The 14,823-nt window shown below is 43.8% G+C and carries 16 protein-coding genes; 9 read left to right on the top strand and 7 right to left on the bottom strand.

The window, feature by feature from the left end; genetic code table 11:
- Positions 1-86 precede the first annotated feature (86 nt).
- The 5 genes from AC1MCB_RS03910 to AC1MCB_RS03890 all read right to left on the bottom strand — a co-directional run bounded on the left by AC1MCB_RS03910 (position 87) and on the right by AC1MCB_RS03890 (position 3,954).
- Positions 87-455, bottom strand: a complete 369-nt coding sequence (locus tag AC1MCB_RS03910) for a hypothetical protein (protein WP_479967441.1) — start codon at positions 453-455, stop codon at positions 87-89.
- A gap of 537 nt (positions 456-992) precedes the next feature.
- Positions 993-1,646 (bottom strand): DUF6266 family protein, encoded by a 654-nt coding sequence (locus AC1MCB_RS03905; RefSeq protein ID WP_479967440.1) that lies wholly within the window; start codon positions 1,644-1,646, stop codon positions 993-995.
- A gap of 183 nt (positions 1,647-1,829) precedes the next feature.
- Complete coding sequence (locus AC1MCB_RS03900; RefSeq protein WP_479967439.1) at positions 1,830-2,459, bottom strand: DUF6266 family protein; 630 nt, start codon at positions 2,457-2,459, stop codon at positions 1,830-1,832.
- 57 nt (positions 2,460-2,516) lie between these two features.
- Positions 2,517-3,155, bottom strand: coding sequence for a DUF6266 family protein (locus AC1MCB_RS03895; protein WP_479967438.1), 639 nt, complete (start codon positions 3,153-3,155; stop codon positions 2,517-2,519).
- A gap of 625 nt (positions 3,156-3,780) precedes the next feature.
- On the bottom strand, positions 3,781-3,954 hold the full coding sequence (locus AC1MCB_RS03890; protein ID WP_479967437.1) for a hypothetical protein: 174 nt from the start codon (positions 3,952-3,954) through the stop codon (positions 3,781-3,783).
- A gap of 224 nt (positions 3,955-4,178) precedes the next feature.
- Here AC1MCB_RS03890 and AC1MCB_RS03885 point away from each other — a divergent pair, with 224 nt between their 5' ends.
- From AC1MCB_RS03885 to AC1MCB_RS03875, 3 genes are all read left to right on the top strand, one after another.
- Entirely contained in the window at positions 4,179-4,730 is a 552-nt protein-coding gene (locus AC1MCB_RS03885; protein WP_479966271.1) for a hypothetical protein, read from the top strand.
- The gene (locus tag AC1MCB_RS03880) at positions 4,727-5,659 is read left to right on the top strand and encodes an IS3 family transposase (RefSeq protein ID WP_479966270.1); all 933 of its coding nucleotides are present in this window, start codon (positions 4,727-4,729) and stop codon (positions 5,657-5,659) included. The genes AC1MCB_RS03885 and AC1MCB_RS03880 overlap by 4 nt, the downstream gene beginning before the upstream one ends.
- Before the next feature lie 378 nt (positions 5,660-6,037).
- On the top strand, positions 6,038-6,820 hold the full coding sequence (locus AC1MCB_RS03875; RefSeq protein WP_479967436.1) for an alpha/beta fold hydrolase: 783 nt from the start codon (positions 6,038-6,040) through the stop codon (positions 6,818-6,820).
- A gap of 299 nt (positions 6,821-7,119) precedes the next feature.
- On the opposite strand, the gene AC1MCB_RS03870 is transcribed toward AC1MCB_RS03875, so the two are convergent.
- Positions 7,120-7,404 carry a helix-turn-helix domain-containing protein gene (locus AC1MCB_RS03870; protein ID WP_479967435.1) on the bottom strand — a complete coding sequence of 95 codons (285 nt, stop codon included), beginning with the start codon at positions 7,402-7,404 and terminating at the stop codon, positions 7,120-7,122.
- A 267-nt stretch (positions 7,405-7,671) separates the two neighbouring features.
- Here AC1MCB_RS03870 and AC1MCB_RS03865 point away from each other — a divergent pair, with 267 nt between their 5' ends.
- Together AC1MCB_RS03865 and AC1MCB_RS03860 are read left to right on the top strand one after the other, a co-directional pair.
- Entirely contained in the window at positions 7,672-8,763 is a 1,092-nt protein-coding gene (locus tag AC1MCB_RS03865; protein ID WP_479967434.1) for a sensor histidine kinase, read from the top strand.
- A 7-nt stretch (positions 8,764-8,770) separates the two neighbouring features.
- Positions 8,771-9,508 carry a LytR/AlgR family response regulator transcription factor gene (locus AC1MCB_RS03860; RefSeq protein WP_479967433.1) on the top strand — a complete coding sequence of 246 codons (738 nt, stop codon included), beginning with the start codon at positions 8,771-8,773 and terminating at the stop codon, positions 9,506-9,508.
- On the opposite strand, the gene AC1MCB_RS03855 is transcribed toward AC1MCB_RS03860, so the two are convergent.
- Positions 9,480-12,347 (bottom strand): lantibiotic dehydratase, encoded by a 2,868-nt coding sequence (locus tag AC1MCB_RS03855; protein WP_479967432.1) that lies wholly within the window; start codon positions 12,345-12,347, stop codon positions 9,480-9,482. The genes AC1MCB_RS03860 and AC1MCB_RS03855 overlap by 29 nt on opposite strands.
- 253 nt (positions 12,348-12,600) lie before the next feature.
- Between AC1MCB_RS03855 and AC1MCB_RS03850 the strand changes: the two genes are divergently transcribed.
- From AC1MCB_RS03850 to AC1MCB_RS03835, 4 genes are all read left to right on the top strand, one after another.
- Positions 12,601-12,801 (top strand): HTH domain-containing protein, encoded by a 201-nt coding sequence (locus tag AC1MCB_RS03850; RefSeq protein WP_479967431.1) that lies wholly within the window; start codon positions 12,601-12,603, stop codon positions 12,799-12,801.
- Between the two features lie 75 nt (positions 12,802-12,876).
- A complete protein-coding gene (locus AC1MCB_RS03845) occupies positions 12,877-13,461 on the top strand; it encodes a Crp/Fnr family transcriptional regulator (protein WP_479967430.1) in 585 nt (194 codons plus the stop codon).
- Positions 13,462-13,555: 94 nt separating this feature from the next.
- Positions 13,556-14,155 (top strand): Crp/Fnr family transcriptional regulator, encoded by a 600-nt coding sequence (locus AC1MCB_RS03840; protein WP_479967429.1) that lies wholly within the window; start codon positions 13,556-13,558, stop codon positions 14,153-14,155.
- Between the two features lie 363 nt (positions 14,156-14,518).
- Positions 14,519-14,800, top strand: coding sequence for a hypothetical protein (locus AC1MCB_RS03835; protein WP_479967428.1), 282 nt, complete (start codon positions 14,519-14,521; stop codon positions 14,798-14,800).
- Positions 14,801-14,823: the final 23 nt, after the last annotated feature.

The following is a 14,823-nucleotide window of genomic DNA, read 5'->3' as shown; positions in this document are numbered from 1 at the left end:
ATTAAAAATTACGGTGCTACCGACGTTTTGCCCCTATGGGGCAGACCGCAGCACTCCGCAGGTGATTTTTACGCATCATCACGATCTTAAATAATGGCGATCAAAACGAAGACAAACCCATACATAATCGCCAGGTAAAACACCAGGTAAATAATCACTTTATGCAGCGAAAGCAGGGATTTAAAATTCCGTTCAAAGTGATGCGTTGAATAATCAGTAAACACTGGCCAGATGGTCTTTAAAAGCCACCAGGTAACCGCCTTGAAGATGAGCATCGCCGACACTGCCAGGATCACCGCACTGAAGGCTCCCGGATCAATGGGTGCCGAAGTGTAATCCACCTGGCGCACGAGTCGCGGGAAGATGAGAAAGATCAGGATGATGATGATAATGCCGGCGAGTTCCTTTCTGAAAGGAAAATGCCAGGGGAAGTAGTATTTTTGAATTAAGTCCATGGTTATAAGGGTTATGGGTTTATGGGTTTATGAGTTTATAGGTTTATGGTGGGTTTATGGTTTATGAAGGGTTTATAAGTTTATAGGTTTAGGAGTTTATAGGTTTAAGAATCAACGGTTAAATTGCAATCCACAGTTCAATTGCTATTCGATGTGCTTCCGTCTATTGTAGTCATTCTAACTTTCCACAAATTAAGCCTGATACCTGATACCTATTACCTGATACCTAGCGAAGCTGACACCTGATAGCTCGTTTCGAGTTTATTGGTTTATCGGTTTATGAATCCACGCTTTACATGCTATTCGCGGTAATTCAATTTATAGTAGTCACTCTTACTTTCCACAAATTAAGCCTGATACCTCATACCTGATACCTAATGAAGCTGACACCTGATAGCTCGTTTCGAGTTTATAGGTTTATTGGTTTATGAATCCACGCTTTAAATGCTATTCGCGGTAATCCAATTTATAGTAGTCATTCTTACATTCCACAAATTAAGCCTGATACCTGATACCTATTACCTGATACCTATGACCCTACCCCCCGCACAAAAAATTACCAGACAACTGGACCTGCCCCAGGTAAACACTGTCGGAGACCGCTTTCCTATCAGCTGAAATGAAATAGATATAGGTTTCTACCTGGTCACCGCGGAAGCTGCAGGGCAACTCCAGCATGGCCAGCCTATCGGCACCACCGGCATCGGCGGTATGGTAGATCCACTGTTCCTTTGCGGGATTATAGGCCAGCATCACGACCCTGCCTTCGAACAAACAGTTGTGCGTGCCGGGGCACCAGTTAAAGATCAATGTCAAACCCGCTTCGCTGACGAAACTGTTACAGCCCGGGTAAAGGTTTCCAGATGTAAGCTTTACAGCAGCATAATGGATTCCAAAATCGGGATAAGATCCGGCGATCGCTCCTTTGATTACTTTGCTGAAGCAGTTGTTGAAAGCGGAAGTCTGCCTTTTGCCTTTTTCCGGCAGCGGCTTTAACGCTGGACGCAGCTGCGAGAGAAAGGAAGTGGTCAGACCAAACCTGGTTCTTTGCGACAACTGCTTTAGCGTTGGCGGCCTGAGTGACTTTGCCGGTCTCTGCCGGATACAAAAGCGGTTTTTATAGCGGTAACCCACAATGTTTCCAACTCTTCCGCTGAAGCCACCCAGGATACCGTGATTGATTGTTGCCATGATTGTTTAATTTGTTAATTAGTTAATTTGTCGATTTGTCGATGGGATAATGAGGGAATATGATATTGTGGGAATGTGATATTGTTAATGTGATAATATGGCAATGTGGTAATGTTATATTCCGTTTTGCATTCGCACATTTACTTATTTGCACATTCGCACATTTGCACATTTACTTGCACATTAAATAAGGTGTGATCCTGTATAGACTCCCTCTGAGACGGCCTGGCCGTTGTAGGAAAAGAAGTAGATCCAGGTTTCGACCTGCCGGCCGGTAAAATCCGGTGTTAGGTTCAACGCGGCACTTCGGCATCCGGCACCTACGGTTACAATCTGGTAGATCCATTTATTTGCAGGCGGATCATAGGCTAGCAACACGGCCAGGTCCTGGTAAATGTAGTCGTGATTTTCTTCGCACCGCCTGAAACGAAGAGTACATTGTTCTACTGTCACTTCATGATCACAGCCCTTGTTAAGATTGCCAGAAGTAAGTTTAACTGCAGCGTAGTCAAGAGCCTGATCAGGGTAAAGGCCGGAGATCGCTTCTCTGACTATCTGGCTGATTGCGGCCTGGTAGGCAAAGGTCTTCCTCTCTCCTGTTAACGGTAAGGTTTTAAGTAGCGGGCGCAAGCCAGTAAGGAACGCCTGGGCAAGCTTAAACTTCGTTCTTTGCCCCAGCTGCTTAACCGTCGGTGGCTTTAGTGACTTTACCGGCAACCGCCGGATATAATAACCGTTCTTAGTTTTGCATCCTACTATGTTTCCGACTTTGCCGCGGAAACCACTGAGGAAACCTTCATTGATTCTTGCCATAATATTGGTGATCAGTTTTTTTAAAAAGAAGCCGGGATTTTCCCGGCTCCCATGAGATTACAGTATCGTTACCTCGCCAACATAAAGACTGGTAGAAATCGTCTTTTTATTTGCCGCGTAGAATGCCATCCACACATGCACCTCATCACCGGAAAAGTTTGTGGGCAGAGTCAAGGTGTCACTTCCCACGCTGCGCTCGTCGCCGTCGAGACTGAACACGTACTGCGACTGCACAGGGTTATAAACCAGCAGCACCGCTTTATCGGTCGGCTTTGCCGTACCAGAGGTAGAATTATCCTCCCAGGCAATACTCACACTTGCCACGCCAGGGGTGGCCACCGGGTTCCAGGGGCTTGTTAAATTACCCTTGCTGATCAGCACACTCGGGTAGCTGATCTCCAGGTTTGGATAAACTCCGGTAATTGCATCGGTGATCACCTGGGCGGTCGCTACATTAAAGCCGGTTTTTCTGACGGCAAGGCTTTTGTAGCCGACATTCACCAGCGCACTGATGGGCTGCAGAAAACCGGTGGCCAAAGTCATTTTGACTCTCTGAATCATCTGCAGATCGGTGGGTGCCTTGCTGGAGGGCCGGGGCAAACTTTTCATGTAGTCAATGCCGTTCCAGCTGCTGCCCAGTACGGTTCCAACTTTGCCGCTAAATGAACCTAATATTCCTTTTCTATATGTTCCCATACTTTTAAAATTCAAATTGTTAAACACTATTTCAATTGCAGAAGCGCTTCCTGAGAACGAATGTAAGTGGCTATAAACCAGATAGGTAAGAATGGTAACTACGTGAACTGATTTGACACGCTTTGACCTAATTTGACACGTTTTGACCGGTGTGGCCTTTGGGAATTTAGGGGGATATATATGGTTTTGAACTTATAGTCCATCGGGGTCAATAACTTTTCAGTCATTTGATTATGCGCGGACAGAATCATATACCCTCCCGCCGTTGAAAAATTCAGTAAGATAATGCTGGACTATTCAATGATGGATATGGTTTTAAGGGATTGGTTAATCGAATGGGGGGTTATGGACAGAAGGTTAGATTTAGGGGTGCCTAGGATGGGCTGGAATTCTGTTTTCTACTGGTTTACTCTTCTGTTATGACTGTCATATTAGAATCAAATCATTAAAACACTAATTACATACGCACCACGCCGTCATTTCGAATCCCAATCCTTCATTGGGAGAGAAATCTCATCCGGAGTAAGGACGATACTTATTTAAATTGCCATCAATAAGCTACCAAGGCAATTTTTGTAACGCAGTGTATCGTAACCCTATAACCCTATAACCTCTTTTTCTAGAGCTATTCCAAAATTGAAGACCTAACTTTTCCATATTCGTAATCCTTGATCAGGACGATCAAAAATTCTCTCTCTTCATATTCAATAGTACCGGGTTGAGCGGATGTCAATGCAAGTACTCTGCTAATAGTTTCAAGATAATCAGCTTCCTTGTTGATAAGTTTGAAGACAGTCATGTGCAATTGAGTTGCAAAGTGACTTGGCAAGGTAGATATTAATTATTTCTGTCATAAATAAACTTTAACTTACAGTGTAACTTTCCTGTTACTTTTAGTGAAGCTGTTACTTGGCAAACATTTTAGATGTGATTCTGTCATCATTTACTACAGTTCGTGGTTTAAAGCATTCCCGCACCCCTATACTGTCAATTCCTAAAAAAACTATACACTAAAATCAGTGTATGGAAACCAAAGAAAAGTTAGAGCCGTTCGTAGTACGGCATCACAAAACTCAGCCGTTTGATAAGCGGTTGATCAAAGAGATCGTCTCGCTTGTTGAGGGCGGCCTGCCCCGAAGCGCAGCGGTTGAAAAGTATGGGATGGTGAAGTCTACCCTGGGCTTGTGGATGACCACCTATGGATCTAAAGAATACCAAAGTAATAAACGGTGTGCTTATCCGCTCACGCTAAGGCGTTCCGTTTTGCGGGCTATAGAGTCGGGAATGACGATCAGTCAGGCCCGCATTACCTTCAACGTAAAAAGCGTTACGGCCATTAAGCATTGGATTAAGGCCGATCAGCAGGAAAAATACGATCTTGTGGGTCATCAACCCGCACCATCGATGGCCAGGACATCCCAAAAGAAAAGTAAAGATGAAGTAAAAGACCTTCAGAAGGCTCTTGCTGAAGCTGAACTAAAGATAAAGGCGCTTGATACCTTGATCGATATCGCCGAAGAACAGCTTCAAATTGATATCAGAAAAAAGTCTGGTGCCAAGCAGTCGGAAGAATGAAACAGGACTTTCCCCAGCAGGGGATCAAGACCCTGTGTCGACTGTTTGGCAAAACAAGACACGCCTGGTACGACCACCAGTGGCGCACTCAGGATGAAGGCTTAAAAGATGAGATCATCCTGCAAAAGGTGCTTCAGATCCGCAAGACACTTCCGCGGGTGGGAACCTTAAAGCTGCATTACATGCTCAAGGAAGAGCTACAGGAACAGCAAATAAAGATTGGAAGGGATTATTTATTTGACTTGATGCGGACGCACAACCTGCACATCCGGCGACGTAGAAGAAGAGTCATCACGACCGATTCGAAGCACTGGATGCGTAAATATGCCAATCTGGTAAAAGACATGATCATCTACAGGCCAGAGCAACTTTGGGTAAGTGACATCACCTATATTCGAATGATCGGACAGTGGGGATACCTCAGTCTGATAACAGATGCGCATTCACGAAAAATCGTTGGCCATGCCTTTCGTAAAGACTTATCTGCGCAGGGATGTATCGATGCATTACAGATGGCACTGCAGAGCCGGATGTACAGCGAGCAGCTGATTCACCACTCCGACCGGGGATCTCAATATTGTTGCAAGGCCTATGTGGATCTTTTAAAAAGAAATCAAATCGCCATCAGTATGACGGAGAACGGGAACCCTTATGAAAACGCTTTAGCAGAACGGGTCAATGGAATTCTCAAATCAGAATTCGATCTGTATAGCACCAATGTGGGACTTGCCAAGTCCAGGACTTTGATCGCTAAAAGTATCCAGGCCTATAACCAGGTTCGGCCGCATAGCAGTTGTGATTATCTGACACCCGAAAACGCCCACTTGAAACAGGAAATTCTCACGAAACGATGGAAGAAAAGACCAATTAAAAAAAGGGAAAAAGATAGTTGTATAACTAAATCCCAATTACCAAATTGCAATGTATAGTCTATCTACAATTAATTCATAAACCTGTATAGCTATTTTAGGACTAGACATACTATACCCGTGTTGGGCTCCGGTTCGGGTAGTGTTCGGTTCCTGTTCGGCTAAAAGTCCCTTTTTCCCACTTCTAGCCCAACAACAGCCCAACACAGTACCTATCTGAACCGAACCAGGGGTCAATTCGGTAAGAAGTAAAAGGGTTATGAGGGTTTAGGGTTATGGACATTTAGACGTCCGTGGGTCTAAATGATAATCGTGACAAAAGATAAATGACGAACGAATTAGAACTAATAAAAGACGGCGGGGTATAAATCACTAGAAAATTTATAATATTCAGGAAATTCGCAAACAATCTAAAAGTCAAAACTCATTCTAGCACAAATGAAAAAGTATGTGATATCCTCTGACGGAAGTAAAATTCACTATCAAGATACTGGTGAAAACGATGTTGCAATTGTATTTGTCCACGGTTGGCTCGGCAACTCGAATTGGTGGTCTAACCAGCTCCATTATTTTAAAAACATATACAAGGTTGTACAGATAGATTTAGGCGGACATGGGGAGTCAGACAAGTTACGCACAAACTGGTCGAGCAAACAATATGCTGATGATATTAAGGCCGTAACCGACCGAATTACGGCCAAAGAAATTATTCTGGTTGGCCATTCAATGTCTGGAGCATATGTACTGGAAGCATCGTTAGATATTCTAAAAACAAAAGCCATCGTTCTGGTAGACACCTTGAAAGATTTTAATCAGATACCTACTCACGAGCAAGCCGACGAGTTATTATACAGGAATTATCGGGAAGATTTTAGATCAGCCATTGAGCATATTATGCCTCAATATCTATTCGTTGACACTACGCCATCATCCATCAAAAAGCAATTACAAAATGAATTTCTTCAAAACAGTTCTGAATTAGCAATAAACGCGCTTGAACCATTATATAAAATGAATATCAAGGATGTTGCTCAGGCGGTAAAAGTTCCGGTGAGGGCTATAAATTCTGATGGGAACCCTACAAATATTCAGGAAAACAGAAAGTACCTCAAAGATTATGATGTGGTACTAATTAAAGGTACAGGACACTATCCAATGCTCGAAAAACCTGACGAATTTAATAAACTACTCGATGTGGTGATTACTGAATTAAATAGCTGAAGGCCTCCGTTGAAAGCATCAAGGCGTAATAGCTGTCTCAAAATAAGTAGGGCCAGTAAGTTGAGGGGGTTATGAGCTGAATGGCAGGGGGTTAGAAACTATGGGGTATGAAGGCTGACAGCTGATACCTAATACCTAACACCGTTTCGGGTTATAGGGTTATGGGTTTATAGGTTTATGAACAGAAAGTTTAATTGCTATTCGCGGTGATTCCGTTTATAGTAGTCATTCTAACTTTCCACAAATTAAGCTGATACCTGATACCTCATACCTGATACCTGATACCTGATACCTCTCCCCTACATCCCGTCTCTTAACAATTTCTGAATGTCCGAATCATTATAGTAATATTTACCTCTTATTCGGGTACTTGGAATAACTCCTTTCAGCCGGTGTCGCTTCAGCGTACTTTCACTGATCTTAAGTTTCTGCATCACATCCTGGTTGTCGAGCCAGGTTGGAGATATCGAAACCGGCTGCAGGTTTTGCTGGTGTTCAAGTAAAAGCTGCACTAAACCAGCTAAAATCATCAGCCGGCTATCAATCCTTAGAAGCATTTTAAGGAGGGTAAAAAATTTTGCCATAATGGTTGCTTTAGGTGAAGAAAAGCTCCGTAAAGGAGCTTTTCTTTCAATAGATTCCGCCGGTTACAGTTGTTGTGGTTACCGTGGTTGGGTCAGTAAAGATTAAGCTTAATCTTTTGCCCGTCGAATAGCTGAAACAAATCCGCTTTCGAACTTTAAGTTTAATTTTTTGTACTTTGCTCATAATATATATCTTTTGAACTAAAATACTAATCGTAAAAGTGTAAATGCAATTTTTTACCTGAACTACCTGATAAACACCCTAACATGTCGGTTTCGCCTCTCAAATGGATTAATTCCAAGATCACAATTCCGTGGACGGCGGTACTGTGGCATAGTCTGGCGTTGACGGTTTATATAGGTTTAGAAATTGTATTAGCCGGAGCGATGTCCAATAAATTCGCCCATCCCGTAGATTATCTTCTTCACTACACACTTTATATTAGCCTTTTCTATTTTCATTGTTACCGGGTACTAACTCCCACCCCAAGAGGCACCCGGTTTCAATGGCTATTACTTGCGGTTAAAATTATTCTTGAATTGCTGGCCTTATTTTGCTGTAATCTCCTAATTCACCTTTGGCTCAATCACCTCGATATCACTTCCACCTGGACCAGATCAAAGCCGGTTTTTGTCTACTCAAATATCTACCGCGGAACAATGATTCTATATCTCAGTACCGGATACTGGCTGGCTCTTGAATACGTCAAAAAACAGAAACAGATCTACGATATAATGTATGCGGCCGCAATTGCCGAAGCAGAGAAAGAAAAACTGCGGGCGGATATGCTGAAGGCAGAGAATGAGCTTTTAAGATTGCAAATCAATCCGCATATGCTTTTTAACTCATTCACTTATCTCTATAATAAAGCCAGGAAAAGTGATGAGGAACTGGCGGAATATATCCTACTACTGGCAAAATTTACCCGGCACAGCTTAAGAGCTGCTGCTCATGATAAGAAAGTTCTCCTGAAGCACGAGGTGGAACATTTAGAGCAATATATCGCTTTACACTGTAAACGAATTCCTTCGCATATCAAAGTCACTAAATACGGCCTCTCAGGCGTTAGTGAGCAGAGAATCATACCCATGGTGCTTTTTACGCTGCTGGAGAATGTCTTACAGCATGGCGACCTTACTGATCCGCAATTTAAAGCCCTGATAAATGTTTCAAGCCGTAATGATGTCTTCACTATCCGCACAAAAAATAAGGTAAACCTGAGCAGGCATCAGGGTCACGGCATTGGCCTTCAGAATATGCAAAAACGCCTTGAGTTGAATTATCCCGGTTCATTTTTCTTGGAGCATGGCCAGGGGAAAACCTATTATAACCTTCAACTAACCATTAATCTTAAATAAACGCCTTATGTTAAATTGCTATGTTTTAGATGATGAGCTCGCTTCCGTTGAGATCATTTCCGACTATGTAACCCAGACAGCAAGTTTAAATCTCCTCGGAGCCAGTACCAATGCAAACGATATGCTGAACGTGATGGCTGAGGATATTAAACCGGATATTGCCTTCCTCGACATTGATATGCCCGGCATGAACGGGCTTGAAATGGCCGGCAGGATTCACAAACACACCTTTGTAGTACTTGTAACCGCTCATGACAAATATGCGCTTCAAGCATTTGAGAAAGGTGCGGTGGATTACCTTCTAAAGCCGGTCTCATACGATAAATTCACAGGTGCCGTTAAGAAGATTGAAAACATGATCGCGAAGAAATCGAAGGGGCCGCAGGAAGACGGATTCTTTTATATCCGCGGGATTTACAAAGGTGAATTCATCCATATTAACCCAGATAATCTGATCTATGTAGAAGCCCGGCCTGAACATCGGGTGAGACTGGTGACCACTAAAGGAAATCATGTTACTTCTCTGACGATTAAAGCCCTGGAGGCGATGCTTAACAAGGAGCACTTCATGAGGGTACATAAATCCAGCCTGGTTAATATGCGGTGCATCAGGCGTATAGATTTGAATGAACTGTATATGTCGGACGAAAGTGTTGTATCTATAGGCCGTACTTATCGGCCAGATGTTCTCGGGATGCTGGAAAGGAAAACGCTTTTTACCGGTTTAAAAAGGGACTGGCTTTAAATTTTCTTTTTAGCAGTATCTTATATAAATAGTAATAGCATTCGGCTTCGATCAAAAGCTGCCGGCCTGCGCATAACCGGTTTATATGCATATGAATTAAATCGGCTAAAAGCACGGCACGCATTTCCATTTTCACCGCTTTGATATTCTTCGCCAGCAGCATGAAATATCCTTTTGAGATTGAATTTTGTTTTGCGAGGAAAAGAACATCCAGATGTGCGCTCAATTGCCGGTAATTTTGGTCGTAAGCAACTTTTAACTCTTTGCTAACCTGCAGCCTGCCAAATAAAGCGGTAAAAGATTCTTTCGCGAGGTTCAGGATAACCGGTTCGGGCAGCCCGCCAAGTTGAAAGACTTTCATCATGTGAAGGATTGCCTGCAGCAATAATTCATTGTGCTCAGCCTTCTCCGGGTCAGCAGATCCGTCCGAGGCAATTGTCATTTTACCGGTACGTTTTAGGATCGACAGCGCCAGATCACTACTGAAGGTAAAAAGCGATTCGGCATTGGCGATTCCGATCGGCCAGTATCGTTCCAGTTCACGTTCGTAAGTACAAAGCTGTACCTGGCGGATATATGGGCTTTGTTGAAGATGAACCAGGAAGCCTCGCAGTTTCTCAATGAAAGCCGGGTCCGTATTAACAGCGGTTTTAAAACGGATCCGCAAATGATCGGCACCGTCGTTGTACCTGACAAAATACCAGTCCTGAAGCAGTTTGGCTTTAAAACAGGTGTTCAAAAACCTTTGCAGTGTGATTGTTAGAAATCCATTCATCCCGGAAGGATGCATGTATACTTTCAAAAAATGCCAGTCGTTCAACGGATAGAACCGGCTTACCTCCTCCGGGGGAACGTCCGGAATAGCCGGGAAGCTCCTATACACTGTTTGGGTATTGACCAGGAATGCGATCAGCTCGTGGGCATAAACTTCGTGATGCTCCTCCCCTTTTACCAGTGGCCTTTCTTCAGACAAGTATTCTCGTAATATAATAACCGTCGAGGTTTTCACCGTTTGGATCAGCATCCAAACATCATCGTGCTTATCCCTGCGGATCAAAAGACGCTGATCGTTTTGCTCATAGGTAAAAACTGCCGGAAGCTTCAAGCTCTCTGCATACTTTAAGAAGTCTGGATAAAATGTTTCAGGCTTTGATTGCAAGCTGACAAACAGCTGCGGATCAAGATGCCAGCTGGCTTTTTCCAGTATCACATTTCCGTAAACAACACGCGGGTAATAATTCAGGTTCGGAAAAAGCTTCGACATATTGAATTCAGCTCCAGTATCTATTCCTTCACTCTGAAGGTCGCACAAGAACCTGAAGACCGACAAAGGACTGCGATGGAAATTGAAGGAGCTGCCCAGCCTCGGGATGATCCTCTTTTGAAGCCTCCTGGAGCGAAGTATCAGCAGCCCGTTCCGTACGGATAGATAAAGATCATTTAGCTCAATACGGAATGGGACCCTTATCTCCGAATCGGTGAGCACCGGGATCACATAATCCCTGAAATGGCCCCTTTTACTTAATTTGTCCGTTTTTTCATCTCCGTTATGGATCAGCTCAGCAAATATCACATCGGGATTTGCTTCCTGCTCCCGCTGGCTTATTTCGCGGGCGATCTCTAAGATCTGGTCGTCAAAAAATGTAAACCTGCCAATGATAGCCGCCGCACTTGAACCCCCAACTGACTGAATATGCACCTGGTCATCGATGATATTGAAAAGCACCGTCCGGCTTACGGCCGGTTTCGATTCCGGCTCATCATTCAAAAATAACAGATCCTCTTTTTCAATGCGAATCACCGGCGTTACTTCATTCAGACTGGTAGTCCATTTTCGAAGCAGAAGTTCCTGAACTTTCGTCCATCGGGGTACTTTACCTGCACTTGATTTCCCAAGGCGATCATCACTCATTGTCCATGAAGCGTTCTCACCATAATCAATCCCTGCCTCCGGATCAAGGGCCAGCAAAAGCGGTACTTCCCGTTGGTCGAACATATCTGTAAACTGTTTTCTAAACCTGTCCAGGTTGCTCTCTTCTTTAAACTGCGTAAGCTTGTCGAGACAGTGGATGCCTTCGCGCAGCTTCTCTTGTATCCTCTTATCCAATACCCCGCTAACGCGGTTAACGGTAAGGGAATTCAAATCAGAACTTTTCTGATCGCGTGCAATTGGAGGCAGGCTTTTTACGAATAAGCTGGATGACTGGTCAACCTTTAAAAGTATTTGATTTTCTATCAACTCATCCAGAAATAACTGTGTTGCTGGCGGCGACAAACAAAGCGAAGAAAACACTTGAGTAAGCGCACTCCGGTAATATTTTCCGGTTAAGGCTAAAAGTCCGGCAGGGATAGCCTCATTGTCTATTTCAGAAAGATTAAAGTTCCGGACGCCACCCTCAGAAGCGATTCCCTCGTAGAGCCGGTAATGGTCGCCAAAGCGGTAAATAGATGGATTGACATGCCAGGCCGGCTTGTTCTTCGGTTTCGCAAGCCGCCTGACGGTTTGGGTCTGAAACGAGCTGACGCCTATTTCGAGCCCTTCGTTCAGCCGGGCCTGCCCCCATTCTACTATAGAGACCGATGCAAAGCCACCAAAGGGCGTCGGCCGAAAGCACATCCGCCGATGATATTTTTTGAGGGTGAGCTTCAGCTTTTCAGAAAAGCGGGCCGTGTCGGAATTTTGCCGCCCAATTTCCTTATAAACGGCTTCACTGGCCAGGAAAATAGCATCATTGAATTCCGGATCGTTTAACAGCACCTCCAGCGGGAAGTCAATAAGTTCTTTACAAAAACGGGGTATCCTTAAGACGACCGGGTTTAGGAATTGATAGTTTTCCATTGGGAGGAGTAGTTAGTAGTTAGTATTTAGTAGTTAGATATAGCATACCTGTCATTTCTAAGTTGCGCGGAATTATTGGCATCGTCATTTTTTCGCTATGCCTATTTTTTACCATTCAGGCAGCCAGGGATGTCGTTCAGGAAATAAAAATTGTTTTGTCCGGAAATATTCGAAATTCAAACGCCGGATTTGGAGAGATTGTAAGAATTGAATCGGGCGCGCATACTCTAAAGACGTGAAAAATCATTCATCGATGGATTATAAAACCTACGAAGAGAGACTGGAGCATTTACTGTTAATGACTGAAAAAGGCCGGCTGCTTTCCATTCAGCAGGTTGCCTTGATGTACTCCTGCAGCAACAGAACAGTACAGAGAATGCTCAGGCATCTTCGTGAGAAGGGCTATCCTGTAACCTATTCGCAGCCACTGCAAAGGTTTTATATGAAAAAGTAGCCCACGACAAATTTTGGCGGACAGGTCTTTTTACTTTGGGTCATCATTCAATTCTTAAACCTAAAAAAAGAAAACATGGCCATTGAACGCTTACTAGGATATTTTAACACTATTGTTAACATAAATCCAACTCTGGAAGCTATACTTCGGGAAAGCTTTATTCTGCAGCAATTCAAAAAAGGCAGGTTTATCGCAAGTGTAGGCGAAAAGGTACCAGATATGTGGTACGTGGATAAGGGCCTGGTAAAAGAGTATTTTATCATTCAGCCATCAGGAAAAAAAGTGATTACCACCATCTGGCAAGAGAATGAAGTCATTTTACTAATACAGAGCTTTTTAATGGAAGACAATTCCGACCATTATCTGCAACTGATTGAGGACTGTACCCTTTTATCACTTAACCGCGAACGCTTCCAGTACCTTATAACCCATTTTCCGGAATTCAATGATATTGTCTATGAAGTTTACAGTGAATCATTCGCAAGAGATCGTGAGCATGGCGGTTTTATCGGATTGAATGCTACGGAGAGGTACCGAAGATTTTGTTCGATGTTTCCCCATAACCGGATTTCGTTAACGGATACAGCGGCGTATGTCGGGTTGAGCAAAAGTGGGCTGGCAAACGTCCGGGCGAGAAAGCAGAACAACAAAGCATGTTAACATCCCTATTATATTCCCTGCGATATCATATATTAAATGGTATTCGCTTGTCGATGACTTTCAGGGCGGCTCTCGTCTCCTTCAAAAGCGCAGAATGAAGAACCCGGCGCATATACAGGCTTTGATTGAGCTTCTGCAATCACATCATCCCGAAAAGGCATTGCTTACCGCAGAGCTTAAGGATTACCTTGAACAAATTGTACAGGAACGGTCGTTCCCGAAACATCACATCCTGGTACATGAAGACCAGGTGCCTCGTTATGCATGGTTTATAGCGGAAGGCGCTGCAAGAGTCTATTACTATAATGAAAACCAGTACCAGGAAGAAACCTGCTGGTTCTGGTACCGGGGGCAAATGATGTTTTCGCTTCGAAGTTCATTCCGGCAACTGCTGGCAGGTGAATTTGTACAACTACTCTCTGACTGTGTCCTGCTGGCAATTCCCATGCATGATTTACGGAACCTCACAAGCCGGTTTCCGGAATACCGGTTGATTGAGCGGGCACTAATAGAAGATTACCAGTGCCGCATCAATGATTATAACCGAATCATAAAAATAGAAACCCACGAGCGATTTCTTAAACTGCTCCCTGCACATAGAACGATATTTAGCCTAACCCGTCATCGAAACATCGCATCCTTTATGCGAATGCACCCGAACACCCTTAGTCGTTTAAAAACACTCCACCTTTGATTGGTCATAAAGTGCGCTAAAGTGGCTTTTTTCCTCTTATAGATCAGCGAAACTGATCATCTGGAGCACTCCTCTCCTGTAACCTGCCCTCTAACTTTAAGGTATTCAATCATGTTATTATGAATACCCTGATCACCCTTAAGGGGAAATCTTCTAAACAGTCACGAACCCGGTGCATACAGGCTATTCAGAAATATCGAAAGCTCCAATTTCAGTCGTTTAGGAATTCACCGCTTGAGGAAGGGAGGACCATGGGAAAGGTGCTCTGAGTATGGTCGTTGGTTTTCATTAAGCCAACCACCGGATTTTATAAAAGGAGAAGCCGAAAACCTTGAGAGTAGGCAATTAAATAATTCTTACAATATGAACACCAAAAAATTATATTCAGGCCTTATTGCGATCTTGATGATTGCATCGGCCGCAGTCGCTTTTAAGGCACCAGTTAAGGAAGTTCGTGCCGTCCAATGGTTTCAGTATAACGGTGGCGGAATCACTAATCCGGCCAGTTACAGTGAGTTGCCAGGGATACCATCGTGTAATAGCGGAAGCAAGCTGTGCGCCATTAAAGCGGAAGAGGACGGTATGACCGGCAGGCCAACCCAGGATGGGGTTGAAAATCCCGACGATACCAGGTTGAAACCGTAAATAGGATTAAGTAATAAAAGCCC

This window comes from Daejeonella sp. AP26, from assembly GCF_056680515.1.
The sequence above is the reverse complement of the archived record's forward strand: the minus strand, read 5'-3'. Positions and strand labels throughout refer to the sequence as shown.

Bases quoted from the DNA above. Each gene is read 5' to 3' on its own strand.
- AC1MCB_RS03855 (WP_479967432.1), bottom strand. From the start codon at position 12,347: ATGGAAAACTATCAATTCCTAAACCCGGTCGTCTTAAGGATACCCCGT.
- AC1MCB_RS03885 (WP_479966271.1), top strand. From the start codon at position 4,179: ATGGAAACCAAAGAAAAGTTAGAGCCGTTCGTAGTACGGCATCACAAA.
- AC1MCB_RS03895 (WP_479967438.1), bottom strand. From the start codon at position 3,155: ATGGGAACATATAGAAAAGGAATATTAGGTTCATTTAGCGGCAAAGTT.
- AC1MCB_RS03875 (WP_479967436.1), top strand. From the start codon at position 6,038: ATGAAAAAGTATGTGATATCCTCTGACGGAAGTAAAATTCACTATCAA.
- AC1MCB_RS03860 (WP_479967433.1), top strand. From the start codon at position 8,771: ATGTTAAATTGCTATGTTTTAGATGATGAGCTCGCTTCCGTTGAGATC.
- AC1MCB_RS03835 (WP_479967428.1), top strand. From the start codon at position 14,519: ATGAACACCAAAAAATTATATTCAGGCCTTATTGCGATCTTGATGATT.
- AC1MCB_RS03910 (WP_479967441.1), bottom strand. From the start codon at position 455: ATGGACTTAATTCAAAAATACTACTTCCCCTGGCATTTTCCTTTCAGA.
- AC1MCB_RS03870 (WP_479967435.1), bottom strand. From the start codon at position 7,404: ATGGCAAAATTTTTTACCCTCCTTAAAATGCTTCTAAGGATTGATAGC.
- AC1MCB_RS03905 (WP_479967440.1), bottom strand. From the start codon at position 1,646: ATGGCAACAATCAATCACGGTATCCTGGGTGGCTTCAGCGGAAGAGTT.
- AC1MCB_RS03880 (WP_479966270.1), top strand. From the start codon at position 4,727: ATGAAACAGGACTTTCCCCAGCAGGGGATCAAGACCCTGTGTCGACTG.
- AC1MCB_RS03900 (WP_479967439.1), bottom strand. From the start codon at position 2,459: ATGGCAAGAATCAATGAAGGTTTCCTCAGTGGTTTCCGCGGCAAAGTC.
- AC1MCB_RS03840 (WP_479967429.1), top strand. From the start codon at position 13,556: ATGAAGAACCCGGCGCATATACAGGCTTTGATTGAGCTTCTGCAATCA.
- AC1MCB_RS03850 (WP_479967431.1), top strand. From the start codon at position 12,601: ATGGATTATAAAACCTACGAAGAGAGACTGGAGCATTTACTGTTAATG.
- AC1MCB_RS03865 (WP_479967434.1), top strand. From the start codon at position 7,672: ATGTCGGTTTCGCCTCTCAAATGGATTAATTCCAAGATCACAATTCCG.
- AC1MCB_RS03890 (WP_479967437.1), bottom strand. From the start codon at position 3,954: ATGACTGTCTTCAAACTTATCAACAAGGAAGCTGATTATCTTGAAACT.
- AC1MCB_RS03845 (WP_479967430.1), top strand. From the start codon at position 12,877: ATGGCCATTGAACGCTTACTAGGATATTTTAACACTATTGTTAACATA.